Raw genomic sequence first — 26,952 nt, 5'->3', positions numbered from 1 at the left:
GTATTACCGCGGCTGCTGGCACGTAGTTAGCCGTGGCTTTCTGGTTAGGTACCGTCAAGGTACGAGCAGTTACTCTCGTACTTGTTCTTCCCTAACAACAGAGTTTTACGACCCGAAAGCCTTCATCACTCACGCGGCGTTGCTCCGTCAGACTTTCGTCCATTGCGGAAGATTCCCTACTGCTGCCTCCCGTAGGAGTCTGGGCCGTGTCTCAGTCCCAGTGTGGCCGATCACCCTCTCAGGTCGGCTATGCATCGTTGCCTTGGTGAGCCGTTACCTCACCAACTAGCTAATGCACCGCGGGCCCATCTGTAAGTGATAGCCGAAACCATCTTTCAATCATCTCCCATGAAGGAGAAGATCCTATCCGGTATTAGCTTCGGTTTCCCGAAGTTATCCCAGTCTTACAGGCAGGTTGCCCACGTGTTACTCACCCGTCCGCCGCTAACGTCATAGAAGCAAGCTTCTAATCAGTTCGCTCGACTTGCATGTATTAGGCACGCCGCCAGCGTTCATCCTGAGCCAGGATCAAACTCTCCGAAGAAATGTTTGACTTGCTCATTTTAAAAAATAAAAATTAACGTTGACGTTTGTCGCTTTGTTCAGTTTTCAAAGTTCAAGCGCCGCTCTTAAGCGACTTTTTAATCTTACCAGTTTATCTCTTTCTTGTCAACAACTTTTTTAAGAAGTTTTTTCAAGTTTTTGATAAATTTAGTATCGCTCATCAGCGACGTATATAAATTTACCACGGATATTTTAAAGCGTCAATAGATTTTTTAAAATAAATCGTGTTTTTTTAGAAAAACCTTTTATCCAGACTATAAAATCATGTGTCAGGGCATCTATACGTCATAACCATACCGTATCAGATACCCTTTCTCTCTCTATCATTTCGCCACATAGTGTCTATGGTACAAACTCTTTCCTTTGGTTTCTACTTTTTTTACCATAATGATATCTTTTTCAATTAAAAACTCAAGGAGTATTCCTAAGTCAATAGCATAAGGGCGTATTTCGGGATGGTGAACAAGTTCATTAAACGTCCATTCCTGCTTTTCACTTTTCATAATATGAACAAGATGCTTCGCACCCAATTCAGTTTTTTTATTGACTAGAAATTCACTTGCTAAGAAAAGCAGCTCCAAACGCTTGCTAACCTCTTCTTGGCTAATAATTAGCTCTTCGTAAAGACGATGAATTTCAGGTTCTATTTTTTTCACTTGGTTCCACACTGTCACTTCTGGGTGAAATCCATTTTCCAACACAGACAGTCGTGCTAAATGATGAAGAGCATGAATGACATGATTGAATGCATCTAAATAATGATTAGACGCATAAAAGTCTTTTCCTTCTTTAAATCGGCGAATCAACTTAGCAAACTCGACACCTATTCTCTTTGTCCGATCTTCTCTAGGGAAATCAATTAAGCGTTTCTTTAAGTTTTCCATATATTCGTTTCGATCAAATAGCACTTTACCATTTAAGATCCAATCAATAATACGGCGGTTCGTCCCATTCATAATCCATTCACTCATTTGCTGTTCAGAAGCCATATAAAGTGCAGCACGCTCATTTTCATATTCGTATTGTTTAATAAAAAGAGAAGTTTCTGTGGTTTTGGTCACAATAAATAAGATAGCATCCAAATTATCCGTCACTGGAGATTCTGATTTCTTTTTTTCAATCAGTAAAATACCGAGTGTGTCTTTATTGCTAGCTCTTTCTTGATATATTGGCCGTAAAACATCTTCCATTTTGAGCTCTCCTAACTGTAATAGACAAATATTTTTCAAAATTTTAAAGGCTATGGACTAAGATTTCTTTTTTTATTATATACGATGTATAACGGATATCCCACTCAGAATTATGGAAATCATTCAGAAAGCTCAAAAACTACGGATAATTTTCCGAAGATTCAATTTTTATTACCATTCACTGTCTCACTCTATGATATATTGGTAACAGGGGGGATACTGATGGGGATAAAGTATTCAAATAAAATTAACAAGATTCGCACGTTTGCACTCAGCCTGATCTTTGTTGGTTTCATTGTTATGTATGGGGGAATTTTCTTTCGGTCTTCAGTCTGGCTAATGACTATTTTTATGCTTTTAGGTTTACTGTGCATCGTAGCTAGTACCGGCGTTTATTTCTGGATTGGCATGCTTTCTACAAAAGCAGTTCAAGTAACCTGCCCTACATGTCAAAAGCAAACCAAAATGCTAGGGCGCGTAGATATGTGTATGTATTGCAACGAGCCGCTTACGCTTGACCGGTCTCTTGAAGGAAAACAATTCGATGAAAAGTATAATAGAAAAAAACAAAAAGAAAGCTGATAGTATCACTACTATCAGCTTATTAATGCGCTTTTTTAGCCGTACAATCAGGACACGTTCCGTAAATTTCCATTCGGTGGTGACTAATATCAAAGTCAGTAATATGAGCAGCCAGCTTTTCTACTTCGTCTAAACCAGGATAATGAAAATCCACAATTTTTCCGCAGCTTTCGCAAATCACATGGTAATGCTCTGTTGTAACATAATCAAACCGGCTTGATGCATCACCGTATGTTAGTTCCTTTACAATACCTACTTCGCGAAATACTCTTAAATTATTGTAAACGGTTGCTACACTCATATTTGGAAACTTACCTTCCAGCGCTTTATAAATATCATCTGCTGTTGGGTGTGTCATAGAATTGATTAAATACTCTAAAATAGCATGACGTTGTGGTGTAATACGAACGCCAGTACCTTTTAACGTTTCAAGGGCTTCTTGTAAATGATTTGACACGTCATGCACCCCTCTTCTATAAGTATTATTACTTTATAATTCTTATAATTAGTCTACATGTTTTACCCACGTTTTGTCAACTTGATGCCTATTCCTATTTTATGTAATAAGTAGAAATTATTCATATATGTTATGCAAAAAAAGAAGTGTGGAAATCAATCCACACTTTTAAATATATTAACATCTGAGGAGGTATGCCCTACACTGATATTGTATGTTCAAAGACTAAAACTGCTCTAGTTATCTGCCTGTTTTTATGCCATTTTTTCTTTAATAAATGATAAAGCTTCTTCCACATGCCCTTTTACTCGAACCTTGCGATACTCTTTTACGAGCGTTCCTTCTTTATCAATGATAAAAGTGGAGCGTTCAATGCCCATATATTCTTTTCCAAAGTTTTTTTTCAGTTTCCATACTCCATATTCTTCAGCTACGCTGTGATCTTCGTCAGCTAAAAGCAAGAATGGGAGACCGTGCTTATCAATAAACTTATGGTGTTTGTCGATTGGATCCGGGCTCACTCCTAAAATCACCGCATCTAGCTCTTCAAAATTTTCATGCTGATCTCTGAAATCACAAGCTTCCGTTGTACAGCCTGGCGTCATATCTTTCGGATAAAAATACAGCACAACGTTTTTTCCTTTCATCGAAGCGAGTGATACTTGCTCTCCATTTGTAGACATTAATACAAAATCGGGTGCTTTTTCTCCAACTACAGCTGTCATATTTATCTGCTCCTTTACGCTTTTCATTTTCTTTGAATAGCGTACCCAATATTAGATAAGATGACAAGTTTAAGTGCGGGTAACAGTTCGCATCACAAAGATTGCAGGCATAATGTAGCCGATAAACGCTTCAAAAGTTGCAAATAATTTCCCAATTCCAACCGGATACATATCTCCGTATCCTACTGAAAATAACGTCGCTGCGCTGAAATACATGCTGTTAAACAGCGTATAAAAGTAATGACCTTCATGTTCAAACCCTCCGCTTAACACTGGAATACTTCCCATCTCACACACTGTATAAATAAGGCTAAACCCCAATAAAACTGTGATATATGAATAAAACAAGACAAAGAAATGACCAATTGAGAAAAAATGAAATTCTCCAAGTTCTTTTTCAAAAAGAAACTTCATACTACCAATTACAAAAACAATGATAACGAGGATTAGAAAAATAACCATCATTCTACTCCTTTAATTTATACTCTACTACCACTATACGCGCATCCTTGTCCATTCATTACTACTCAGAAGCCACGAAAAAGAGCAGGCATTTAATTGCCTGCTCCTCTGTATTTTTTGACACCTGTATTCCATAAGAAAATAGAGATTACAAAAAAGACGATTCCCATCACCGGGGTTAAAAATGCATATCCGTACCATTCTGACCTTCCTAAGAAATAAGCAGCTGGATATACGCCTACAAATGCAAAAGGAAGAATCCACGTTAAAACATATCGGATGACATTGTTATAAATATCTACAGGATACCTTCCGTAGTTTCCAATATTATAAATAGTAGGCATAATAGAGGTCCTGGCATCCGACCAGAAGCCTATGCTTGCTAAGGCGATGAAAATTCCTGCGTATACAAGCGCTCCTCCTAAAATAAACAATAGAAAAATAAAAACATCATACCACTGGAAATGAAGATGTAAAGAAGACGCAGCATAAGCCATTACGGCAATCCCTGTGATACCACCAAACAATGATTCCAGTTCCATCCGCTCTAAAATAACTTGAAACAAACTGTGAATCGGCCGCGTTAAAATTCGGTCCATTTCACCTTTAACAATGTAGCGCTCGTTGAAATCCCAAATGTTAAAGAAAGACGAAAAAATAGCAAAAGGGACCAAAAAGAAACCATAAATAAAGATAATTTCCTCTCGTGACCATCCGTGCAGCGACTGAGTATGTCCAAATACAACTAAAATAAAAATCAAATTAACTGTTTGAAACAATAAGTCTGAAATGATTTCAACTACCATATCGGTGCGATACTGAAGCCTTGTTTTCATATATTGACTAATGTACTGAAAGAAAATCGAAAAATAAAACATTTTCATAGACTACCCTCCTTGAATAACCATTTTTTTCTTCGCTATGTTCCACAAACACGCAATAGGAATAAATAGAAGCCCTGACCAAACTGCTTGTGTAATAAGAGCATTTATTACTTCCTGCCCTTTAAATCCATTTGTGAAAATCATGCTCGGAATATAACTAATGGCCTGAAAAGGGAAATAGCTCATAATATGTTGCGCCCATAAAGGATAGAAACTGATGGGCAGAAGAAGTCCTGAAAACAAATCAATAACAACGCGCTTCGCTCGAATGAGTCCGTCATTGTTAAAGAGAAAGAAAGTAGTAATACCCGTTAATAAATTAATTTGTGTATTAATAATGAAACTAAAAATTAAAGACAGTCCAAAATAAAGCCATGTTGCGGCATTGGCTGAGAACTGTACTGGAAATAAAAACGCGACAATAATCATACCGGGCACTGAGAAAAACAGCAGCCGAAAAATCCCTTCTCCCAGTCCTTGCATTGTTTTCATACCAAGGTAGCTATAAGGCTTAATTAACTCTACTGCCACCTTGCCATCTTTAATTTCCATTGCCATTTCACGGTCAATGTTATTAAAATAAAAGGCTCTTGCCATCCATGAAACGGCTACATACGTTGTCATTTGGGTAATGGATAACCCTTGAATATTCTCTTTTCCTCCATAAATAGCGGACCATAAAAAGTAGTAAGCACCAATATTAATCGCATAAATCAATATTCCGCTGTAATAATTCGTCCGATACGCCAGCATCATTAAAAAGCGAATGCGTATCATCTCTATATATTTATCCATTCACAACACCTTCTTCATAAATGTTGCGGATGATTTCTTCCGTTGAAATTTCTTCAATGTTAATATCACTGATTTCGTGCTTTGCCACCACTTTAGCAATCAGCTGTGACAGTAAGTCTCCTTTATTTTGAAGCTGCGCTGTCCACAAATATTTTTGATCACCTTCAATCCAGTTAACAGGCATCCCTTGCGTCAATAGCTTCAACTGCTCTTTATTTGGCGCGGTTCCAAATTCAAACGTGACTTGTTTAAGGTCTCCCCAATTCGAACGCAGCTTTTGCAGTGATCCGTCATAAATAATACTGCCTTCATCGAGCATTACAACGCGTTCACATAAAGCTTCAATATCTGCTAAATCATGTGTCGTAAGCAAAATCGTCGTATTATATTTTTCATTAATTTCTTTTAAAAATTGGCGGATTTTTAATTTAACCAGCACATCTAAACCGATCGTCGGTTCATCTAAAAATAGAAGCGGCGGATTATGAATAAGAGCAGCAGCCAGCTCACAGCGCATTCTTTGACCTAGAGAAAGCTTTCGCACCGGCTTATCTAGCAGCGGTCCAATATCTAACGTTTGAATAACATGTTCCATATGAGCGTTATAATCTTCATCTGACACTTTGTATACTTTTTTTAACAAGCGAAAAGATTCTTGTACGGCAATATCCCACCACAGCTGAGAGCGTTGACCAAAAACAACTCCAATCGTTTGGGCAAACTTCTCCCTTTCTTTATGAGGATTCATTCCATTTACGGTAATCTCCCCTGAAGTAGGAGTTAAGATTCCTGTCAGCATTTTGATTGTGGTCGATTTCCCCGCTCCGTTTTCTCCTATATAACCTACCATTTCCCCTTGTTTTACGGTAAACGAAATATCGTTCACAGCTTTCATAACTCTATAATTACGGGTAAATAAGTCCCGGAATGCCCCTTTAAGGCCAGAGCGGCTAGAATAGGCTTTAAATTCTTTCCGAAGTTGATTCACCTCAATAGCATTTTTCATTGTATTCCCTCCGTTACGTCGACGTATTAGTGGTTTCTTTTATTGTTTCCGGCGCCCTTGCTAGCAACTCCTCTGCGAGATGAGGAACTATTTTCTAGCAGTTAGCTCACAAATTTCTATCATACACGTTCTCGAATGTTTTTCAAGAAACAAATAAGTTTGATAGAATAAAGAAGTTGAACTTTTCATTAGGAGGCATAACATGCAATTTACAAAATCAGAACAATTACACGCTGAAGCGCTCGAACATATTGTAGGCGGCGTTAACAGCCCTTCACGTTCATATAAAGCCGTAGGAGGCGGAGCGCCTGTTGCAATGGAAAAGGCAAGCGGAGCTTATTTCTGGGACGTCGATGGAAATAAATATATTGACTATTTAGCAGCTTACGGCCCTATTATTACAGGACACGCTCATCCTCATATCACGAAAGCTATTACAAAAGCAGCTGAAACTGGTGTTCTTTACGGTACGCCAACTGCTCATGAAGTCACATTTGCTAAAATGCTCAAAGAAGCGATGCCCGCATTAGATAAAGTGCGCTTCGTCAACTCTGGAACAGAAGCAGTTATGACAACAATCCGTGTAGCACGCGCTTATACTGGACGCGATAAAATCATTAAATTTGCAGGTTGCTATCACGGCCATTCCGACCTTGTATTGGTAGCAGCTGGATCTGGCCCTTCTACGCTCGGAACTCCTGACTCTGCAGGTGTACCAAAAAGTATCGCTAATGAAGTCATCACAGTTCCTTTTAACGATATTGAGCCTTACAAGGAAGCATTAGAAAAATGGGGCGATCAAATTGCAGCTGTTTTAGTAGAACCAATCGTTGGAAACTTCGGAATTGTTGAGCCAGAACCTGGCTTTTTAGAACAAGTTAACGAATTAACTCACGAAGCTGGAGCACTTGTTATTTATGATGAAGTGATTACAGCATTTCGCTTTATGTACGGCGGAGCTCAAGATTTACTTGGTGTAAAACCTGATCTGACTGCATTTGGAAAAATCATCGGCGGAGGTCTTCCAATCGGAGCCTACGGCGGTAAAAAAGAAATCATGGAAAAAGTGGCGCCGCTTGGACCGGCTTATCAAGCAGGTACAATGGCAGGAAACCCAGCGTCTATTCTTTCTGGGATTGCTTGCCTGGAAGTACTAAAGCAAGAAGGTGTTTATGAACAGCTAGATAAGCTAGGGGCGATGCTCGAAGAAGGTATTTTAAAACATGCTCGTACATATAACATGCCTATTACGATCAATCGATTAAAAGGCGCTCTTACTCTCTACTTTACAACAGAAACGGTTAAAAACTATGAACAAGCAGAAAATACAGACGGCGAATTATTCGCACGCTTCTTTAAACTAATGCTCCACCAAGGCGTCAACTTAGCTCCTTCGAAATATGAAGCATGGTTCCTTACTACAGCTCATACAGAAAAAGATATTACCGACACTTTAGAAGCTGTAGAAAAAGCATTTAAACAGTTAAGTGAAGAACGCTAATTTTTACTCTAAAGCACTCGTTTGAAAATGAGTGCTTTTTTATCTTGCCTTTGGGTTTCCTTATAGAACATTCCCACCTTTCATAACCATTTCTTACGCGTCATCTCCTTTTTGTCATCCTGTCGAAAAATCCCGAGAAATACCCTTATTTTTCTGCTTGTTTTCTCTTGATATCCATTCTTAAACCTTGTATAGTATGTTATTGTTTATATTATTTCCAACAGGTTATGTAATAAAGAAGGATTGATTTTTGCAATTTATCATTTGTTTTGGGGAACATTCTTCATAACGAAAAAACTTTTTTACAGAAAGGAACTACGAACGCACATGAAACTTGGTGCCCGCATCTTAAAAACGGGAATTGCCATTACACTTTCATTGTTATTAGGTGAATTTCTAAGTTTACCATCTCCAATATTTGCGGCAATTGCGGCAGTTTTTGCAATTCAACCGTCTATTTACAGATCTTATTTAACAATATTGGAGCAAATACAGGCGAATGTGATTGGAGCTGCTTCTGCAGTTTGTTTTGGACTTATTTTTGGTACCCACCCCATCATTATTGGTTTTACCGCTGTTGTTGTCATCGCAGTCAACTTAAAATTACGTATTAATAATACAATTGGGCTTGCGCTTGTGACAGTAATTGCAATCATGGAAAATCCAGGAGATAATTTCGTTGAATATGCGCTTATACGCTTTGGTACAGTGTTACTTGGGGTATTCTCAGCATTTATTGTCAATCTTATTTTTATTCCGCCAAAGTATGAAACAAAGCTGTATTATAAAATTGTAAGCACAACGGAAGAAATTATTAAATGGATTCGCATGAATCTTTATCACGCATCTGAGCACACATTGTTAAAAGAAGACATTGAAAAAATGAAAGACAATGTGGCTAAAATGAATCAACTTTTCGATTTTTACAAAGAAGAACGCACTTATTCAACCAAAAAACGTTTTGTTAAGTCACGCAAGCTCGTTTTATTTCGTCAAATGATTACCGTTACAACACGCGCTCTTACAACCCTGAAACTACTTCATCGAGTGGAAAATGACCTTCAAGTCATGCCGCAGCAATTTCAAGATTTAATCAAATCTGAAGTTGAGTGCCTGTTAATGTATCATGAGCAAGTATTATTAAAATTCATTGGGAAATTACGCGTACAGCCAACCACTACTGTACCAAACGAAGCCTGCGTTGGAAAACGAGCTTTAATCGATAAATTTATGCAGTACAAAATATACGATAATGATGAAGAGAATAAGATTATTTATCATATCTTCCCTTTAATTTCCGTCATCATTGAGTATAGTGAAGAGTTAGAGCATCTTGATAAGCTGATTGATACGTTCCAAAACTATCACAAAGATGATAACTCATTTGATATTAATCATCAGCGACAAGAAGATTAAAAACACCACCTATTGTTAGACAATAGGTGGTGTTTTTAAATTGTATCAAGCTGCTGAACGTTAAAGAGCTGATAGTAATGACCTTTTTTCTTAATTAACTCCTCATGAGAACCTCGTTCGACTACTCTTCCATTTTCTAAAAGTACAATTTCATCAACATGAGTAATTGTAGATAAACGGTGGGCTACAATGAAAGTCGTACGGTCTTTTGCTAGTTCAGCTAATGCTTCTTGAATATAGTGCTCACTTTCCAAATCTAGAGCTGAAGTGGCTTCATCAAAAATAAGAATAGCTGGATTTTTTAAAAATACGCGCGAAATGGAAATACGCTGCTTTTGTCCCCCTGATAGCTTCATTCCCCGCTCTCCCACTTTTGTATCATATCCTTCGGGCAAATTCATAATAAAATCGTGGGCATTTGCGGCTTTTGCCGCAGCAATTACTTCTTCATCTGTCGCTCCTGGCTTTCCAAGCAGTATATTGTTTTTAACCGTGTCACTAAACAACACCGTATCCTGCAGGACGATTCCAATCTTATCTCGCAGGCTGCGTACTTTATAGGTTTTGATATCAATGTCATCAATGAGAATTTTCCCCTCTGTCACATCATAAAAGCGCGGAATTAAGCTGATAAGCGTGGATTTCCCTCCTCCGCTCATTCCAACAAACGCAACGGATTTTCCTTTTTCTACATCTAAATTAATATCATGAATCACAGGTTTTTCTTCTTCTTCATAAGCAAATGAAACGTGCTCAAACTGCACCTTTCCATGAAGCTCAGTACATTCTTTTGCATCTTTCTTGTCTGTAATATCGTATTCTTCATCAATGAACTCAAACACCCGGTCCATAGATGCAACAGACTGCGTGAGCGTAGTCGATGAATTGACCAAGCGGCGAAGCGGATTATACAAGCGGTCAATATAGGCCACAAATGCTACCATCGTTCCTACGCTAAGACTTTCTGTGATGACTTGATATCCAGCAAATGTAATCACGATTAAAGGTGCCAAATCGGTAATGGTGTTCACTACTGCAAATGTTTTGGCATTCCAATTCGTATGATTGATTGCTTTTTGTAGAAAATTTGAATTTTGCTTATCAAATTGTTTCTGCTCATGAGGCTCAATAGCAAAGCTGCGAATAACAGAGATTCCTTGAACCCTTTCATGCAAGTGACCCTGTACTTCCGCTAAAGCCTGCGAACGGACTCGCGTTAAATGGCGCAGACGACTGTAAAAATATTTTACAGAGAACGCATAAACCGGCAGCAAAATAATCGATACCAGTGTTAAAGGTACATTCATCGTAAACATAATCACAATGGCTATTACAATCGTCATCATATCAAGCCATACGTTCATTAAGCCTGTGATAACAAAGTTTTTTGTTTGCTCTACATCATTAATGACTCGTGAAATCACTTCACCCGCTCGCGTGTTTGCATAGTAACGCAAGCTAAGCTTTTGAATATGGCTAAACAGCTGATCCCGAATATCATATAATACTTTGCTCGATACCCACTGAGCATAATACTGCCTGTAATATTCAATGGGAGGTCTTAACACTAAAAATATAACAAACGAAATCCCCATAATCGTCACCATTTTATGAACTTTTTCAGAGGAAGACATGCCATGTCCATTTACGATATCGTCCAAAACATATTTCAAAAGCAGCGGAATTAATAAAGGAATAGCAAATTTAATAATACCAATTAAGACAGTGCCGACAATTTGCCATTTGTATGGCTGTACAAACTTCATGTAGCGTCTTATACTTCCCATAAAATCTCCCCTTTCTATCTATGAGGGCAAGCTTTCTTAGTATATGTACACGCGTCGATTTTTTAGTGCTTTTATCTCTTCTAAAAGATGGCGACCATAACGCCAAAAAGAACATTATATCAAACAGTCAGCTTTAGACGGCCTAACATAATGTTCTCTAGCTCATTCATCAAGAATGCCGATATGTTAAAAAACGTTCATACCAAATGTCAATGAAATCTGGAGCAAACGGGCCTTTTCGCTGTCGAATCCAACCTTTTAACTCCTCGACGTGATTATGTAAAATACGGTCAATCACTTCTGGATAATTCATTTCTTTTCGATGCTTCTCATATTCATCTTCATCAAGAAGGGTGTATGTCATATCTGGATAGACTTTAATATCTAAATCATAATCAATATATTTGAGCGCTTCATTGTCATCATAAATGAACGGCGAACTGATATTGCAGTAATAATAAATTCCATCTTCACGGATCATCCCAATGACGTTAAACCACTGCTGAGCATGAAAATAACAAATTGCCGGCTCTCTTGTGACCCATGTTCGTCCATCTGATTCTGTAACGACTGTACGATCATTTCCTCCAATCACTAAGTTATTGGTTGCTTTTAATACGGTTGTCCGATCCCACACGCGATGAATATGTCCATTATGCTTGTAGCTGTGTATTTGAATTGTTTCTCCTTCCACCGGAATTCCCATCTCCAATACCTACTTTCATTTTAGCACTTAAAAAAATTCATATAACGTCTCCATTTGTCTTATGTTTATTATAACGGTTTCTCTCTCATTTTAACACAAATGTGCTAACCTTCTTGAGTTCAAAAAAGTCACTCCCCCTACTTTTCCTTTGCTTAGCAGCCTTAAAAAAGAGAGGAAGTGACACATCAATGTTCATTAAGCAAGTGTAGAGCAAGCCCCTTCACTTTTATATGTACGAATAATGTCTTCGGTTTGTGCTTCAAACGTCAATTGAATCTCTTTTAATTTTAGCTTCATTTCACTAATTTCATCTTGCACAGAATGAAGTTTTGCTTCTTCATGAAGTTTTACTAGTTCACCTTCGATTTCCTGACAGCGCTCAATCTCAGACTGCAAAAACAGAAGTTGATCCATGGTCTCCAATTGTTGAGTCACTAGCTGATCAAATTTTTTCATACGATAGCTCCTCCCTATTTGCTTTAACCATACACGCGGCACTTCTGTTAACATTCTGTTTAGGTGAGACAGATTCCTTTGACGAGTTGTGTAAAGTTTCAAGAAGTTTTGTCATACTTTGTTGCTTTTTATATAAGAAAAAGCGAACTTAACATCGCCGTTTGAAAGACGTTAAGTTCGCTTTTGATATTAACCTTGGTATTTACCAGCGTTTTGGTTTTTCTTTGCTTCAGCTTGTGCGTTTTGTTGTCTCACTTCTTGAGCACTTGTTTCGCTAGCAAATTCAGTACCGAAGTTGTTTTTAGATGCTTGAGCATTTTGGCTTTTGTTTGCCGCTGCTTGTGCATTTTGTTGCTTCACTTCTTGTACATTTGTTTCGCTACCAAATTCAGTACCGAAGTTGTTTTTAGATGCTTGAGCATTTTGGTTTTTCACGTGTTGTGTGCTTGTACCAGATGCTGTTTTGTTAGTTTGTTTTGCCATTGTAATCACCTCCACGAAAATTAATATGCCCGGGAGGTAAATAGGGTATGCAAACTTTTTTCAGTATTTTAAAGCGCAAGCACAAAATACATTTACCTTACATTAAAAGTGAACGCCCTCCGTCAATAATAAGCGTTTGACCGCAAATCATATTTGCTTGATCGGAGACTAAGAACATCACTGCATCTACCATGTCTTTTGGCTCCACCATACGACCAGCTGGAGTATGTTTGCGCGCATCATCTAACAGTTCATCACGATTTGGGAAGTGCTTTAATGCTTCTGTATCCACAGCACCTCCAGATACAGCATTTACCACAATATTTTTTGGAGCAAGCTCCACTGCTAAATAGCGGGTCAATGCTTCTACAGCAGCTTTTGACACGCCTACTGTTGTATAATTTTCCAAATAGCGAATAGAACCGAGCGAACTGATGGTAACAATCTTTCCTCCGCCTACTTTTTCCATACGTTTAGCCGCTTCTTGTGCACAGAATAAATATCCTTTGCTATTGATGTCCATTGTCCAATTCCAGTGAGTTTCTTCTAATTCCATAATAGGACGTAAAACTCCTGAAGCTGCATTACTTACAAATACGTCTAAGCGACCGAATGCGTCATCAATTTGCTCAAACATTTCTTTAATTTTCTCTACTTTTCCTACGTTTGCTTTAACAACTAATGCTTCTCTGCCTAATGCTTTGATTTCTTCGGCTACTCCCTGCGCTGCACTTTTGCTTCGTGCATAGTTTAATACAATATCGTATCCTTCTTTAGCAAGACGTAAGGCAATCTCTTTACCAATACCTCTGCTGCTTCCCGTAACTAGTGCTACCTTTTGTGACATGATGTCATCTCCCTTATGTATCATATTATCTTTACATTGTACTGATTTTATCGCATAAGAAACAAGTAATATAGGGAAAATAGATAAAACTTGATAAAATGAACGAGGTGAATAGAATGTATGTAGGTCGAGACATGACGGCTCTTTCAATGATTTCTAAAAGCGAGTGGAAAGACAGCGAGCTTGCGTTTTTCCATCACTCTTTACAGCAAATGACGCCGTATTTAAATGCTGAAGGACAAAGTATTCATCAGCAAATTATTAAAGAAATTGAAGCACGAGGCGGGTTACAGCGCCACGAAGCAGATTATACACACGGCACGCACGTATCATATGATTAAATAAAAAGAAGCGCGGAGTTTATCCACGCTTCTTTTATTTAACAAGCAAATATTCTTTTAAGATTTTTTGATGGGAAACCGGAAATGCATATTGTTCTAAGTCTTTTTCAGAAACTACTTTCAAATTTTTTAATGCACTGATATCACTTGCAAGCTCTGCTTCATATACTGTGATGTTCCAGACGATATGAGAAAACACGTGCTGAATTGTGGTAAACGGCGCATGAATTTTAATATCAGCTCCGTACTCGTTTTGAATAAATGCCTGAAGCTGCTGATGATCTGGCGCTATACTAAGATCTACTTCTATATTTGGAAATTCCCATAGATTAGCTAAAAGTCCTTTGCTTGGACGCTTATGAATTAGATAATTTCCTTCACCGTCTTTAATCACCGCTGCAGCAAGCTGAAGAGCACGCGGCGCTTTTTTCTTTGATTTAACGGGAAGCTCATTCTGCACTCCTTCTTCAAAAGCGCGGCAGTGTTCGCGAACTGGACATAACAAACAGGAAGGAGAAGTTGGTGTACAGACAATGGCACCAAGTTCCATCATACCTTGATTGAAATAGGAAGGATTATCTGTTGAAATAATTTCATGCACGATTTCTTCAAACAACTTTCTTGTTTTCGGTTTTGCAATATCATCCCAAACGGATAAAATGCGCGATAGCACACGCATGACATTTCCATCTACAGCAGGCTGCGGCACTCCGTATGCAATACTTAAAATGGCCCCTGTTGTATAAGGACCCACTCCTTTTAGTTTGGAGATTTCTGCTGGCGTATTTGGAACTTCTCCCCCGTATTGTTCGTGAACTTCTCGAACCGCAGTTTGCAAATTACGGGCACGAGAATAATAGCCTAATCCTTCCCACGCTTTTAACACATCATCTTCATTCGCATAAGCTAAGTCTTTGATAGTGGGAAATTTGCTAATAAAATTATTAAAATAAGGAATGACCGTATCTACTCTCGTTTGTTGAAGCATAATTTCAGATACCCACACCTTATAAGGGTCCTGATCTTGACGCCAAGGTAAAATGCGCTGTTCCTGCTCAAACCAAGAGATTAAGTCATTTTGAAATGCTTGAATATCAAAATTTTGTACAATATCTTTACTTTGTTTCACGTCATAGCCTCCGAGGTATTAACTATACATATACAATGTGTTGCTTTTTGAATCTTAGTAACTTTATGATAACCTTATAACAACTACAAATATGAATAGTAAAATGAATTGTTCAAATAATGAATAAAAACAGCCGATTTGCTGCGTTAATAATAAAATGAGATTTTTTGCGTTAAATCAAGCTTTCATGCTGAATTAGAATAATCTAAGATCGTCATCATCTTACAAAGGAGGAGTTCGCTCTGGATACTGGTACACACATTGCAATGGGAATCGCTCTGGGCGGCCTTGCAACATTAGACCCCACTGTATCTGCGAATACAGCCACAATGGATGCTGTGATGATTGGCGTAATGGCCGGGTCATTAGCACCTGATTTAGACACTGTTTTAAAGCTGCGAAATAATGCACAGTATATCCGCAATCACCGTGGAATTACACATTCTATCCCGGCTGTTATTTTATGGCCTTTGCTTATCGTGTTCATTCTTTCGCTTCTGCTGCCAGGAGCTAACTTGCTGCACCTATGGATGTGGACCTTTGCAGGCGTCATTATTCACGTTTTTGTTGATATCTTTAACGCTTATGGCACGCAGGCTTTACGGCCTTTCACAAATAAATGGATTGCTCTTGGCGTAATCAACACGTTTGATTACGTGATTTTCTCAGCCCACGTGCTCGCAATTTTAATCTGGTTTATTGGAGCAGAGCCAGGACCAACATTCATTACGCTATATGTGTTATTGGCGTTTTACTATGGACTGCGCTTTTATATGCGCCACCAAATCGCCAAGAAGCTTCGAAAACAGTTTCCTGATGTTATCAAGCTCAATATCTCTCCTACGCTGCGTTTCACTCACTGGCACTTAGCCGTGACGACCGAAAAGTACTTTCATGTAGGAAGAGCAATCGGAGAAGAAATTTTTATTTATGATACGTTTGATAAAGTTCCAATTCCTGAATCGGCCGTAATTGAAGTAGCGAAAAAAGATGAAAATTTATCTGCTTTTCTTTCCTTTTCACCTATTTATAGATGGGAACTGGACGAATATAACGACCACATTGAAGTGCGCTTTATTGATTTACGCTACCGCAGCAAAGACTACTATCCATTTGTAGCCGTGGTCCAGCTTGATTACGATTTAAATATTATTTGTTCGTACACTGGTTGGATTTTCAGTGAGAAAAAATTGCGTAAAAAGCTTGATTACCTCCCGCACTAATCATAACAAGAACAAATATGAAACCCAAAAACGAACCGTCTTGAGAAGACGGTTCGTTTTTATTTAATGTTTTAAATAGTCATCGTTATTTAATAAATGCTGATATTTAGGGTTTTTAACCGCGATTTCATGAAGTTTGTCACCGTAGCTGTTGATGTACATCGTAACAACCTTTTCCGTCGCTTCTTTCCCTTTATAATCATATCCTGCTTTTGCGTAAGATGACTCAAAATCTTCCCAGAAAAGTTCGACCCATGTACGGGCTTGAGCGTATGAAAGCGAACTATTTTTGCTTAATAGCTGATTCGTTAATCTTTCGAATATATCGTTCATAAGAACACCTCGATTACCAAAATTCTTTATGAGTATGTTTGCACTTTTAACTTACACTATAAATGCGGAGTTATTCACTCCCTCATGTACTATATCATAACCGCAACGCTTTCTGTTGTAAAAGGAGAGGTATCGATGCGCAATAAAGCAAAAGATTTTACAAACCAACATCATACTAAGTTTGAAGGCGAACCTCGAGCAAAAGCAGAATACGCTTCAAAACGTGCAAATGGAACGATCAATACGCATCCGCAAGAACGTATGCATGCTTCTAATGAGCGCGAAGAATAACCGCTTGCTTTGCTTATTTGTTTAAAAGTAAAGCGAATATAGATATCAAACAAGCAGCACACTTCGTGCTGCTTGTTCGTCCCTTTATTTTTTCAACATGGAAATAGGCAATGCCTCTTCGTTTTGCGGTGAGCCAAGTCTAAACCCCCATGCAAAAACTCCGTTCATATAATCAATTTTAAAATATGAACCCGGATCTCCTTGAATTTCATATACTTCCCCTGCTTGAAACGTTTCAGGATCCAATAAGTACGATCTAGCCATTGTTACTTTTCTTTCTAATACTGCATACTCATTGACCATGCCAAGCTGTTCAGCTTTTCGTGCTTTTTCTTGAAGAGACCCAATTTCTTGTTGAAGTTCATACGTCGTCATATCACTGTAACGTTTTTCAGACATGCTGTTTTCCCCCTTGTTTGCTTTCATTTTATTATAACAAAAGGTATAACTAAAGGGAGACTATGAAAAGGGAGTTTTGGGAATGAAAACAGTGCTAATCACAGGCGGTGCGACGGGTCTTGGAAAAGAACTCGCAAAACTTTACGCAAAAGACTGCAACGTCATTCTAGCTGGACGCAATCAACAGAAATTAACTGAGGCGCAGCATGAGCTAGGAGAAAACGTATATACGATGTCTGTAGATATTACACAGTATGAAGAAGTAGGAAAATCTGTAGAAAAACTGCTGATGCAGCATTCAGTAGATATCCTTATCAACAACGCAGGCATTGGACATTTTGGTCCTTTGACAGATTATACAAAACAAGCAATCGATGAAGTCATCGATACAAATGTAAAAGGAACTATTTTTTTAACGCAAGCGCTTATGCCTCATCTCTTGACGAGACCTGAACCTAAAGTTATGAATATCATTTCAACTGCAGGACTTCGAGGGAAAGCCAATGAAAGCGTCTATGTGGCAAGTAAATTTGGCGTAAGGGGATTTACAGAAAGTTTAAAAGTGGAGTACCAAGATACCAACCTTCATGTGACGGCAGCTTATATGGGAGGCATGAATACTCCTTTTTGGGATCACAACAACCACATTAAAGATAAAAGCCGCTTGCGCTCAGCTTCAGAAATCGCTGAGATTATTTATAAACAGCAGAATGACTCAGAAGATATTTTGTTTTAAAAAGATTGAAGCATCACAATAAAAAAATCCGAACGAGTTGGATTCTCTATCAAGAATCTCGATTCATCGTTCGGATCTTCCTTCAACTAACATACTTTTTTCCCCGCTCTATTCCTCTTCAATAGAATCTAGAAATGATTGAATTTGTTCAATGGAGAATCCTTTTCTATAAAGAGCCTGCTTCATTTTTTGCTGATATTCCCAGCCTTCATACTTTGAAAAACGACGATGAGCTTTCATTCCTTGATATTGCAGAGCTTCCCAAACCTCATCGCTTTCTTTTTCTGTATCCGTTCGCTGAAATGCTTCTTGAATAACAGAAAACGAATAGCCCTTCACTGCCAATGCTTGTTCCATTTTTTGTTTCATCATTACTTGAGATAATTTTTTATATTTCCCTTTTAACTTTTCAATTAATTTTACAGCAGTTTGAATTTGCTGTTCTTCAGGGTATTCACATAAACTAAGGGTAATAATGGAATCAGAAATCCCCTTTTCTTTTAATTCTCTTTGAATCACATTTGGTCCTTTTGGTGTTGTGTTCATCTGAGTTAACACAAATGCTTTTGCAAACTCTTCATCATTTAAATAACGATGGCTGACTAGTTTCTGAATAACTTGTTGAATAATAGTAGAGTTAATTTCTTTTTTCTTTAAATAATCATGTACCTCTTTTTCAGAGCGCATTCGATAAGATAAGTAAGTGATCGCTAAATTATAAGCTTTTTTCTCATCATCTGCGTACTGAATTTCCGTTAATTCAAATTCATCAAGCTCACGACCTTTTTTTAAGTCATATTTGATGAGGACATTTTCGTCAACACCAAAGCCAAACTCTTCACCTTTACCGTAATCTAAATACACATTATAACGTTCACCGCTATTCTTTTGCGTCGTGATCTTTGTGACAACAGGCATTAACCTTCACCTCATATTTCTTATTTAAATTGATGGCTGAAGAACCGCCAAACGTATCATACACGTTTTTATTTATCTCAATAAAGGAGGAAGTTCGTATGAAAATTGTTATTGCTGGAGGAACTGGATTCGTAGGTAAAGCTTTAACAAAACATTTTTTAACACAAAAACATTATGTATATATTTTAACACGCAATGCAGATAAAGCTGCAAGAGATCCGAAACTTAAATATGTAGAGTGGATGCAAGAAAACAGCCAACCTGAAGAGCATGTAGAAGGAGCAGACGTTTTTATCAATTTAGCTGGCGTTTCACTTAACAGCGGCCGCTGGACGGACGAACGCAAAAAAGCCATCGTGGAAAGTCGCCTTTCTTCTACTCAAGAAATTCTTCGCATTATGGCTTCTTTACCCGAAAAACCGTCACTTTATGTAAATGCAAGCGCCGTTGGTTATTACGGGACATCAACGAAAGAAACGTTCACAGAAGCTTCTCCATCGATCGGGACAGACTTTTTGGCTGAAACGGTAAAAAAGTGGGAAAATGAAGCGCTAAAAGCCATGGAACTCAATATTCGTACTGTCTTAACAAGATTCGGCGTTATATTAGGAAAAGATGGCGGAGCACTTCCTTCTACGGCCCTTCCTTATAAATTATTTGCAGGAGGAACAGTCGGTTCCGGAGAACAGTGGATGTCTTGGGTGCATCTTCAAGACGTCGTGAAGATCATTGATTATTGTATTCATACCGAACAAATAGAGGGAGCTGTTAACGTCACTGCCCCAAATCCCGTTCAAATGAAAGAGTTTGGAAAGACGATTGGAAAAGTGTTGAATCGTCCTCATTGGATGCCCGTACCTAGCTTTGGCCTTCAGCTGCTGATGGGAGAAATGAGTATGATTATTTTAAAGGGACAGCGCGTTTTACCTGAAAAATTGATTCAACAGAATTACATTTTTACATATACTGTATTAGAAGATGCATTGCGAGATTTACTCTAGTTATTTTCTGTTATTTCCCTAAAACAGGTGACTAAGCTGCCGATAGATAGGAGTAACTTTATGAAAACCATTCTCTTAAAAAATGCAACGCTCTATCCTATTACGTCAAAACCTATTTATAATAGTGATGTGCTCATTCAAGATGGAAAAATTGTTTTAATTGGGCCAAAATTGCAGCCACCTCTTCGAGTAGAAGTCATTGACTGCAAACAGCGTTATTTATTCCCTGGATTTATTGATGTTCATACACATCTAGGATTATATGATGAAGGAACCGGCTGGGCCGGGAATGATGCTAACGAAACCATTGAACCTATGACTCCACATATCCGAGCTTTTGACAGTGTACATCCTTTAGATCCTGGGTTTAAAGATGCCATTGAAGCGGGTATTACGTCTGTACACATTATGCCAGGAAGTGCAAATGTGATTGGAGGCACAACTTCCGTTATTAAAACAGCTGGAACAAGCATTTCTCAAATGTTAATTCAAGAGACAGCTGGACTTAAGATTGCGCTAGGAGAAAATCCAAAACGAATTCACAGCCACGGCAATAAAGAATCGATTACGCGAATGGGTATTATGGGGATGCTGCGAGAAGCATTTTATCACGCAGCAAGCAGTGACAACAAAGATGATTTGCGCATCAAACCTCTCACTCAAGCACTGAATAGAGAAATTCCAGTTCGGATTCATGCTCATAGAGCCGATGATATTCTATCAGCTCTTCGCTTAGCAGATGAATTTCATTTAGACGTCCGTATTGAGCACTGTACAGAAGGCCATTTAATTGCTAAAGAGCTGGGTGGAAGAAATTTAAAAGTAAGCGTAGGTCCAACTTTAACACGCCGCTCAAAGGTTGAACTTAAGAATAAAACGTGGAAAACCTATCAAGCTCTTTGCAATGAAGGAGTAGAAGTTTCCATTACAACGGACCATCCTTATACGCCTATTCAGTATTTAAATATTTGCGCATCCATTGCCGTACGTGAAGGACTCGAAGAGCAAAAAGCATTAGAAGGCATCACGATTACTGCTGCTCGGAATCTCCGTATTGATCATCGAATCGGCAGTATCGAAGCAGGAAAAGACGCTGATTTAGTGCTATGGAGCCATCATCCCTTTCACTACTTAGCAAAGCCTATTTTCACCATGATAGATGGTAAAATATTATTTAAAAAAAATTAACATTTTACCTATTTTCTTTTTTTATTTTTTTTAGTATGATACGTTTAGAAGCATGTGAATTTCACAAAAGCATAAACATCACACGTTGACTTTTTATGTTTGTTGACTTGTAATGGGAAGGCAAATGGTGCGCCACCAGGTAACTGGTTCTAGTGGGTTCGATTCCCACCCCGAAATTTTTTTAATTATTAAAAAATTTCGAGGGTGGGGACTTGATTGGAGTCTGTATATACCCTCGATCAGGAGGGAAAAGTTATGTTAAAAAAACGTGACCTAAATGACTGTCAATCTCTATACGAACTCATGGTACATCCTGATGTCTTCCCTTTTGTTCGTCATAAAGCCCATTCCTATGAAGAATTTTTATTTGTGACTAAACAAACGATGGAAGCAGAAGATCATGGAGAAATTATTTCTCGCACGATTTTAGATGAATGGGGTAACCCTATCGGCACCATTAATTTATTTGATGTACAGGATCAAGCTGGTTTTTTAGGCACTTGGCTTGGCAAACCGTTTCATGGAAAAGGATATAATCAAATTGCAAAAGAAGCGTTCTTTAATGAACTGTTCTTTGAGTTAAATATAGAGCGAATTTTTATGCGAATCCGCAAAATCAACATCAGGTCTATTAAGGCTGCCGAAAAACTGCCTTATGCAGTACTTGCGAATGAAACACACAAAGCTTTATACGATGAAATTAATCAACATGAAGACGTATATGATTTATACGAAATTCCAAAAGACTTGTATACATTATACTACCTGCGTCACGAACAAGACGTTCAAGAAGATCACCAGCTTAAAGAAGCGTAAGAGTCTCTCCGTTACACGGAGAGCTTTTTTTATGATTAAAAACGAGAGATTCTGGAAAAAATAAGTAGCATGATCGAAAAACGTTAATTGGAGGTTTTTTTATGTCTGAAAAAAAACGAAAAGAAAACGCAAAAAATACGTTAAGTAGCGCTCAAGAAATCTATTACGGCCGCGAGTTTAAAAAAGCAGACCGTGCAGGCGGCTACACGAAAAAATAAGTGAGGCAAAATATCTCTATCCAACGCTTGATCATCCCAACGTCCTTTCTGTACACTGTGTATCGGAAGGACGTTTTATATTATGTAAAGATAATAACGCGAAGATTTCATACGTATGATTTACGATTTTTTAATACTTTACTATATCCACAAAGTTTACCCACAATTATGTGGATAATGTGCATAACTTTATCAGATATGTATATTACCGCTTTCATAACTTGAAATGACAGTGGGTAATTTTTATGTAAATTTTCTGAAAAAATGTGAATAATGTGGATAAAGTTGTGAATATCCTATACAATTCAGCAGTTAACTCCTTGTTAACCTGTGGATATCTTCTTTAGCACTTTCGTTTGTTTTAGTAACATGAAAGCTTTTGATATATTATAAGTATAATAATAAAAAGTAGGGGAACTTCCCCTACTTTTTTATGATTGGAAACAATATATCCACACTTGTTCCTTGATTTAACTGACTAGAAAATGTCATCTGCGCATGATGAGCTTTAATAATCCGATAGCTGACCATCAGCCCTAAACCTGTACCTTTTTCTTTTGTACTATAAAAAGGCTCACCTATCTTCGCTAACCGTTCAGGAGGAATACCTTGCCCTTCATCAGCAAGCTGCAGCCAAAGGTGGTTTTCTTTTGCTTTAATCGTAATATGAATACCCCCTCCTTCAGGCATTGCTTCGATAGAGTTTTTAATAATATTAATAAATACTTGTTTTAACTGATTTTTATCTCCATATACCTGCGGTAATTGCTCATCCCTTTCAAATATGAAAGCTACCTTTTTTTCTACTGCTTCAGGTTCAAGAAGCGAGCACACTTCTTGAACAAGCGCTTGCATATTCAAGGGTTCAACATTCATAACCTGAGGTTTTCCTAACATCAAAAATTCTTCTACGATTCCATTCATTCGTTCTAATTCAGTTTCCATGATATCTATATACAAAGCATCTTTGGGATTTTGTTCTTTTAATAAGTGAACAAAACCTTTTAAAGAAGTCAAAGGATTTTTGATCTCGTGAGCAACTCCAGCTGCAAGTTCTCCTACAACGGCAAGCTTCTCAGAAGTTCTAAGCTTCTCTTCTGCTTTTTTACGCTCCGTAATATCTGTCGATACGCACAGCATTTGAATCACTTCCTGTTTTTCATTCATAATAGGAAGTTTTGCTGTTTCGACCCAGCGCCGGTTTCCTTTCGAATCTTTAAACTGTTCTTCTAATACCATCCCTTTTTGCGTACAGTTTGAAAACGTCCCTTTATATAAAAGATCTGATTGAAGGTTGAATTGATATTTATCAATTGGTTGTCCAATCAAGTCATCAGATTTTTCACCTAGCAGCATCGCAAAAGATTCATTAACAAGAATGAACTCCCTTTTTTGATTAATGGCATAAATATAGCTTGGATTAATGTCAATGACTTGTCTTAAAAACGTTTTTTGTTCCTGCAGCTGATTTTCTTTTTGCTGTAAATTTGCTTTAGAATGGCGTATATAGCTAATCATTTCATTAAACTGTTTAGATAAAGTACCGATTTCCCCCCGCTCAATTTCTCGTTCCGGAATTTTTTGATTAAAATTCCCGCGCGCTACTTGTCCCGCCAATTCATATAGTTTACGAATAGGATTCACAATTTGCCTTGCATATAACGCAGTAAAAAAAGAAAGCAGTAAAATTGTAATACCTGAAACGGTCCAAAGCGTTTTTTCAAACGTTTCATAAGGCCTGTAAATTTCTTCAACGGGTAATTCAGCGACAATTCCCCAATCCAAAACAGGAATATATTCAAATGACGCAAAGAAGTACTTACCTTCGGTGTTCACAACGCGCTGATATCCTGATTTATGATTCATCGTTTCCTGAACGATTTCATTTTCCCTGGCATTTTCACCGATTCTCTGTTTCTCAGGGTGTGAAATAATTCTACCATTGCGGTCTACAATAAACGTATAGCCGTTCTCTCCTATATCGAACGTTTGAAAAATGGATTGAAAGCTTTTATTTTCTTCAATGCGCAGCGCTAAATTTATAACTTTTTTTACATTTTGCTGCTCATCCAAAATAGGAATTGCCATCACCACAATGTAATGCTTTGTGTCTGCTGAAACGACATCGCTTAAATATATTTTTTTAGTTCGCAGCGCTTCTTGAAAATATTTTCTTTTACTTAAGTTCACGTGCTTCATACTCTTTAAATCATCTGGGTAATAATGCTCCACATACCCTTTTGTATTAAAAATGGTTCCGCTATCGATATACGGTGAAATATTAACTATTTTCTGCAGTTCTTTGTCTATCTCTTGTTCATCATCTGATAAAAAAATAGGATCTTGCTGTACCTCGTCGCCCAAGCTCCAAATATCTTTAATAACGATGTTAATTTGCTCTTTCATTCTCTTGACGGTTTTATCAGTTACCTGTCGATATTGATCTTGAGAAATATTAGGCAGCATCACTCTTGAAACTATAAACATTAGCGTCAGTACGGTACAAATAAGAAGCACATTAATCGTGAAGATTTTCCAAAACGTATGAGATTTAAACCATTTCATGTTTGTTCACCTTAATTCAATGAAGTCTACCTCCATTGTACTGCAAAATGAAAACTTTTCCATGTAAATGATAGAATTCCACCTTTAGACATAGAAGAAAAGCATTTGGTTCTACATTACTATCAGAAAACTATGAGCTTTTTCACTGTATTTTCTGCTAAAACTTTTTTAGGGTTCTTATATAAACTTTGCTTACTGCATTTTCTTCATACAGTAGAAATCAATTATTTATCTTCCAATAAAAAGACCCCATCACGAAATGATGAGGTCACCCATTTACTATTTCTTCTTCCTTCTAGCCCCGTAAAAACCAAATAAGAGAATAAACCAAACGGGTGTCAACAATAAGGCTGGGCGCGTCGCATCAGAAAACAGCATAATAATAAGAATCACTGCAAACAACGCTAGCACAACATAGTTTATAAATGGTGTTAACGGTGCTTTGAATGTTGATGCTGCATGCAGCTGCGGACGCGTTTTTTTATATCTTAGATGGCAAATCAAAATGATACTCCACACCCAAATGAAACAAATAGCGCTGATGGTTGTTACGATGCCAAAAGCTTGATCTGGTATCAGTTTGCTTAACAAAGCTCCCGCCGAGATAACCAGCGTAGATACAAACAATCCGTTGCTTGGTACGTGGTTTTTGTTCAGTTTTGCAAACGTAGATGGCCCTTGGTCATTTTTACTTAAGTTATATAAGATACGGCTTGTTGAAAACATTCCGCTATTACAAGCAGAAGCGGCTGAAGTTAATACAACAAAATTAATAATTCCAGCAGCAAGCGGAATTCCGACTAAACTAAAGGTTTTAACAAATGGGCTTTCTGCTGCATTCAATTCCATCCACGGGTTAATAAATAAAAGGACGATAAGCGCTCCAACATAGAAAAATAAGATTCGCAGCGGAATTTTATTAATGGCCGATGGAATATTTTTTTGGGGATTTGATGTTTCCGCTGCCGATACCCCTACCAATTCAACCCCGACGTATGCGAAAATAACCATTTGGAATGAAAGTAAGAAACCTGAAACACCGTTTGGAAACAGTCCTCCATGATTCCAAAGATTTTGAACCGTAACGGATCCTGCATCTGTTTTAAATCCGATTACCAGTAAAATAACGCCAATAACAATTAACGCAAGAATCGTAATAACCTTTATTAAAGCAAACCAAAACTCTAATTCTCCAAATAATTTTACGGTTAATAAGTTAAGTCCTAATAAAATGATTACACAAATAAGTGCAGGAATCCACTGAGGAATATTGAACCAATATTTCACATATACGCCAACGGCAATCACATCAGCCATAGCTGTCATGATCCAGCAAAACCAGTACGTCCACCCTGTGACAAATGAAGCCCATGGTCCAAGATACTCTTCAGCAATATCTGTTAACGATTGATAACCTGCTTTAGACAGCAGTAGTTCTCCTAGCGCTCTCATCACAAAGAAAAGCGCAATACCCACAATTAAATAAGCAAAGATGATAGAGGGACCTGCAAGCTGTATGGCTTTACCAGAACCTAAAAATAATCCCGTCCCAATGGTTCCTCCAATCGCGATTAGCTGAACATGACGATTGGATAAATCCCTCTTTAATTCTCGTTGTTCCAACTCTAACTCCTCCTAACAATAAAACCTTTGATGCGATCGTGCGGACTACAAAATAAAGTCCAATAAAAAAAGAGATTGGATGCGCTCCAATCTCATGGTCATAAGAATAACAAATATTATGGTACATGCTACCAATTAGTAACATGCCAAATAAATATCCGGTACTCTTCTGTCCTTTTGCCTGAGATTGTGAACCCTTCGGCGTCGCGAAACTATCGCGATCTCTCCAGAAGCTGCTCCTGCTATAGTGTGATCCATAGCAATCATAGCTTTCTACGTATTAAATTTTTCGATCAAGATAATGACTGTC

General features: G+C 37.9%; 29 protein-coding genes, 1 rRNA gene and 1 riboswitch (1 of these 31 cut by a window edge). Of the genes, 11 read left to right on the top strand and 19 right to left on the bottom strand.

The window, feature by feature from the left end; genetic code table 11:
• Positions 1-544: ribosomal RNA gene (locus tag LJY09_RS02130) — 16S ribosomal RNA — on the bottom strand; it reaches 1,008 nt to the left of the window's first position.
• A 343-nt stretch (positions 545-887) separates the two neighbouring features.
• Positions 888-1,754 (bottom strand): nucleotidyltransferase-like protein, encoded by an 867-nt coding sequence (locus LJY09_RS02125; protein WP_013055174.1) that lies wholly within the window; start codon positions 1,752-1,754, stop codon positions 888-890.
• 222 nt (positions 1,755-1,976) lie between these two features.
• Between LJY09_RS02125 and LJY09_RS02120 the strand changes: the two genes are divergently transcribed.
• Entirely contained in the window at positions 1,977-2,336 is a 360-nt protein-coding gene (locus LJY09_RS02120; protein WP_014461817.1) for a YgzB family protein, read from the top strand.
• Between the two features lie 22 nt (positions 2,337-2,358).
• Here LJY09_RS02120 and perR read toward each other — a convergent pair whose 3' ends face one another.
• The 6 genes from perR to LJY09_RS02090 all read right to left on the bottom strand — a co-directional run bounded on the left by perR (position 2,359) and on the right by LJY09_RS02090 (position 6,665).
• Positions 2,359-2,793, bottom strand: coding sequence for a peroxide-responsive transcriptional repressor PerR (gene perR, locus LJY09_RS02115; RefSeq protein ID WP_013055172.1), 435 nt, complete (start codon positions 2,791-2,793; stop codon positions 2,359-2,361).
• 254 nt (positions 2,794-3,047) lie between these two features.
• Entirely contained in the window at positions 3,048-3,518 is a 471-nt protein-coding gene (gene bcp / locus LJY09_RS02110) for a thioredoxin-dependent thiol peroxidase (RefSeq protein ID WP_028412424.1), read from the bottom strand.
• Between the two features lie 69 nt (positions 3,519-3,587).
• Positions 3,588-3,980 carry an ion channel gene (locus LJY09_RS02105; RefSeq protein WP_013081554.1) on the bottom strand — a complete coding sequence of 131 codons (393 nt, stop codon included), beginning with the start codon at positions 3,978-3,980 and terminating at the stop codon, positions 3,588-3,590.
• A gap of 92 nt (positions 3,981-4,072) precedes the next feature.
• Positions 4,073-4,858, bottom strand: a complete 786-nt coding sequence (locus LJY09_RS02100) for an ABC transporter permease (RefSeq protein WP_013055169.1) — start codon at positions 4,856-4,858, stop codon at positions 4,073-4,075.
• Between the two features lie 9 nt (positions 4,859-4,867).
• Positions 4,868-5,659: an ABC transporter permease gene (locus LJY09_RS02095; RefSeq protein WP_013055168.1), complete on the bottom strand. Its 792-nt coding sequence runs from the start codon at positions 5,657-5,659 to the stop codon at positions 4,868-4,870.
• Positions 5,652-6,665, bottom strand: coding sequence for an ABC transporter ATP-binding protein (locus tag LJY09_RS02090; RefSeq protein ID WP_028412425.1), 1,014 nt, complete (start codon positions 6,663-6,665; stop codon positions 5,652-5,654). The genes LJY09_RS02095 and LJY09_RS02090 overlap by 8 nt, the downstream gene beginning before the upstream one ends.
• Positions 6,666-6,867: 202 nt before the next feature.
• Here LJY09_RS02090 and LJY09_RS02085 point away from each other — a divergent pair, with 202 nt between their 5' ends.
• Complete coding sequence (locus tag LJY09_RS02085; protein WP_028412426.1) at positions 6,868-8,166, top strand: glutamate-1-semialdehyde 2,1-aminomutase; 1,299 nt, start codon at positions 6,868-6,870, stop codon at positions 8,164-8,166.
• Positions 8,167-8,493: 327 nt separating this feature from the next.
• Positions 8,494-9,582 carry an FUSC family protein gene (locus LJY09_RS02080; RefSeq protein ID WP_028412427.1) on the top strand — a complete coding sequence of 363 codons (1,089 nt, stop codon included), beginning with the start codon at positions 8,494-8,496 and terminating at the stop codon, positions 9,580-9,582.
• Between the two features lie 35 nt (positions 9,583-9,617).
• Here LJY09_RS02080 and LJY09_RS02075 read toward each other — a convergent pair whose 3' ends face one another.
• From LJY09_RS02075 to fabL, 5 genes are all read right to left on the bottom strand, one after another.
• The gene (locus tag LJY09_RS02075) at positions 9,618-11,369 is read right to left on the bottom strand and encodes an ABC transporter ATP-binding protein (protein ID WP_013081549.1); all 1,752 of its coding nucleotides are present in this window, start codon (positions 11,367-11,369) and stop codon (positions 9,618-9,620) included.
• Between the two features lie 169 nt (positions 11,370-11,538).
• Positions 11,539-12,075, bottom strand: a complete 537-nt coding sequence (locus LJY09_RS02070; protein ID WP_013055163.1) for a nucleoside tri-diphosphate phosphatase — start codon at positions 12,073-12,075, stop codon at positions 11,539-11,541.
• A gap of 195 nt (positions 12,076-12,270) precedes the next feature.
• On the bottom strand, positions 12,271-12,531 hold the full coding sequence (locus LJY09_RS02065; protein ID WP_014461824.1) for a YgaB family protein: 261 nt from the start codon (positions 12,529-12,531) through the stop codon (positions 12,271-12,273).
• Positions 12,532-12,720: 189 nt separating this feature from the next.
• Positions 12,721-13,014, bottom strand: coding sequence for a gamma-type small acid-soluble spore protein (locus LJY09_RS02060; protein ID WP_028412428.1), 294 nt, complete (start codon positions 13,012-13,014; stop codon positions 12,721-12,723).
• Positions 13,015-13,111: 97 nt separating this feature from the next.
• Positions 13,112-13,861, bottom strand: a complete 750-nt coding sequence (gene fabL / locus LJY09_RS02055; RefSeq protein ID WP_228307472.1) for an enoyl-[acyl-carrier-protein] reductase FabL — start codon at positions 13,859-13,861, stop codon at positions 13,112-13,114.
• Positions 13,862-13,977: 116 nt separating this feature from the next.
• On the opposite strand from fabL, the gene LJY09_RS02050 reads away from it, so the two are divergent.
• Complete coding sequence (locus tag LJY09_RS02050; protein ID WP_014461827.1) at positions 13,978-14,202, top strand: hypothetical protein; 225 nt, start codon at positions 13,978-13,980, stop codon at positions 14,200-14,202.
• Positions 14,203-14,236: 34 nt separating this feature from the next.
• Here LJY09_RS02050 and mutY read toward each other — a convergent pair whose 3' ends face one another.
• Positions 14,237-15,331, bottom strand: coding sequence for an A/G-specific adenine glycosylase (mutY, locus tag LJY09_RS02045; protein WP_028412430.1), 1,095 nt, complete (start codon positions 15,329-15,331; stop codon positions 14,237-14,239).
• Between the two features lie 242 nt (positions 15,332-15,573).
• On the opposite strand from mutY, the gene LJY09_RS02040 reads away from it, so the two are divergent.
• A complete protein-coding gene (locus tag LJY09_RS02040; RefSeq protein WP_028412431.1) occupies positions 15,574-16,554 on the top strand; it encodes a metal-dependent hydrolase in 981 nt (326 codons plus the stop codon).
• A 63-nt stretch (positions 16,555-16,617) separates the two neighbouring features.
• On the opposite strand, the gene LJY09_RS02035 is transcribed toward LJY09_RS02040, so the two are convergent.
• A complete protein-coding gene (locus tag LJY09_RS02035; protein WP_028412432.1) occupies positions 16,618-16,887 on the bottom strand; it encodes a YfhJ family protein in 270 nt (89 codons plus the stop codon).
• Between the two features lie 135 nt (positions 16,888-17,022).
• Between LJY09_RS02035 and LJY09_RS02030 the strand changes: the two genes are divergently transcribed.
• The gene (locus LJY09_RS02030) at positions 17,023-17,178 is read left to right on the top strand and encodes a small, acid-soluble spore protein K (protein WP_028412433.1); all 156 of its coding nucleotides are present in this window, start codon (positions 17,023-17,025) and stop codon (positions 17,176-17,178) included.
• An 84-nt stretch (positions 17,179-17,262) separates the two neighbouring features.
• On the opposite strand, the gene LJY09_RS02025 is transcribed toward LJY09_RS02030, so the two are convergent.
• Entirely contained in the window at positions 17,263-17,577 is a 315-nt protein-coding gene (locus LJY09_RS02025; RefSeq protein ID WP_028412434.1) for a YfhH family protein, read from the bottom strand.
• A gap of 82 nt (positions 17,578-17,659) precedes the next feature.
• Here LJY09_RS02025 and LJY09_RS02020 point away from each other — a divergent pair, with 82 nt between their 5' ends.
• Positions 17,660-18,313, top strand: coding sequence for an SDR family NAD(P)-dependent oxidoreductase (locus tag LJY09_RS02020; RefSeq protein WP_028412435.1), 654 nt, complete (start codon positions 17,660-17,662; stop codon positions 18,311-18,313).
• A 108-nt stretch (positions 18,314-18,421) separates the two neighbouring features.
• Here LJY09_RS02020 and recX read toward each other — a convergent pair whose 3' ends face one another.
• Positions 18,422-19,231: a recombination regulator RecX gene (recX, locus tag LJY09_RS02015; protein WP_028412436.1), complete on the bottom strand. Its 810-nt coding sequence runs from the start codon at positions 19,229-19,231 to the stop codon at positions 18,422-18,424.
• A gap of 98 nt (positions 19,232-19,329) precedes the next feature.
• On the opposite strand from recX, the gene LJY09_RS02010 reads away from it, so the two are divergent.
• The 4 genes from LJY09_RS02010 to LJY09_RS01995 all read left to right on the top strand — a co-directional run bounded on the left by LJY09_RS02010 (position 19,330) and on the right by LJY09_RS01995 (position 22,454).
• Positions 19,330-20,232, top strand: coding sequence for a TIGR01777 family oxidoreductase (locus tag LJY09_RS02010; RefSeq protein ID WP_028412437.1), 903 nt, complete (start codon positions 19,330-19,332; stop codon positions 20,230-20,232).
• A gap of 60 nt (positions 20,233-20,292) precedes the next feature.
• Positions 20,293-21,420, top strand: a complete 1,128-nt coding sequence (locus tag LJY09_RS02005; protein ID WP_028412438.1) for an amidohydrolase — start codon at positions 20,293-20,295, stop codon at positions 21,418-21,420.
• A gap of 255 nt (positions 21,421-21,675) precedes the next feature.
• Positions 21,676-22,236, top strand: a complete 561-nt coding sequence (locus LJY09_RS02000; RefSeq protein WP_013055149.1) for a GNAT family N-acetyltransferase — start codon at positions 21,676-21,678, stop codon at positions 22,234-22,236.
• A gap of 101 nt (positions 22,237-22,337) precedes the next feature.
• Positions 22,338-22,454 (top strand): YfhE family protein, encoded by a 117-nt coding sequence (locus LJY09_RS01995; protein ID WP_013055148.1) that lies wholly within the window; start codon positions 22,338-22,340, stop codon positions 22,452-22,454.
• 423 nt (positions 22,455-22,877) lie between these two features.
• On the opposite strand, the gene LJY09_RS01990 is transcribed toward LJY09_RS01995, so the two are convergent.
• Together LJY09_RS01990 and LJY09_RS01985 are read right to left on the bottom strand one after the other, a co-directional pair.
• The gene (locus LJY09_RS01990; protein WP_028412439.1) at positions 22,878-25,019 is read right to left on the bottom strand and encodes a PAS domain-containing sensor histidine kinase; all 2,142 of its coding nucleotides are present in this window, start codon (positions 25,017-25,019) and stop codon (positions 22,878-22,880) included.
• A 279-nt stretch (positions 25,020-25,298) separates the two neighbouring features.
• The gene (locus tag LJY09_RS01985; protein WP_028412440.1) at positions 25,299-26,642 is read right to left on the bottom strand and encodes an amino acid permease; all 1,344 of its coding nucleotides are present in this window, start codon (positions 26,640-26,642) and stop codon (positions 25,299-25,301) included.
• Positions 26,643-26,801: 159 nt separating this feature from the next.
• Positions 26,802-26,882, bottom strand: a riboswitch (glycine riboswitch).
• Between the last annotated feature and the right edge of the window lie 70 nt (positions 26,883-26,952).

The sequence above is a fragment of the Priestia sp. J2 genome (assembly GCF_020790095.1).
Taxonomy (GTDB): Bacteria; Bacillota; Bacilli; order Bacillales; family Bacillaceae_H; genus Priestia; species Priestia zanthoxyli.
This window is presented reverse-complemented; position numbering and strand designations above follow the sequence as displayed.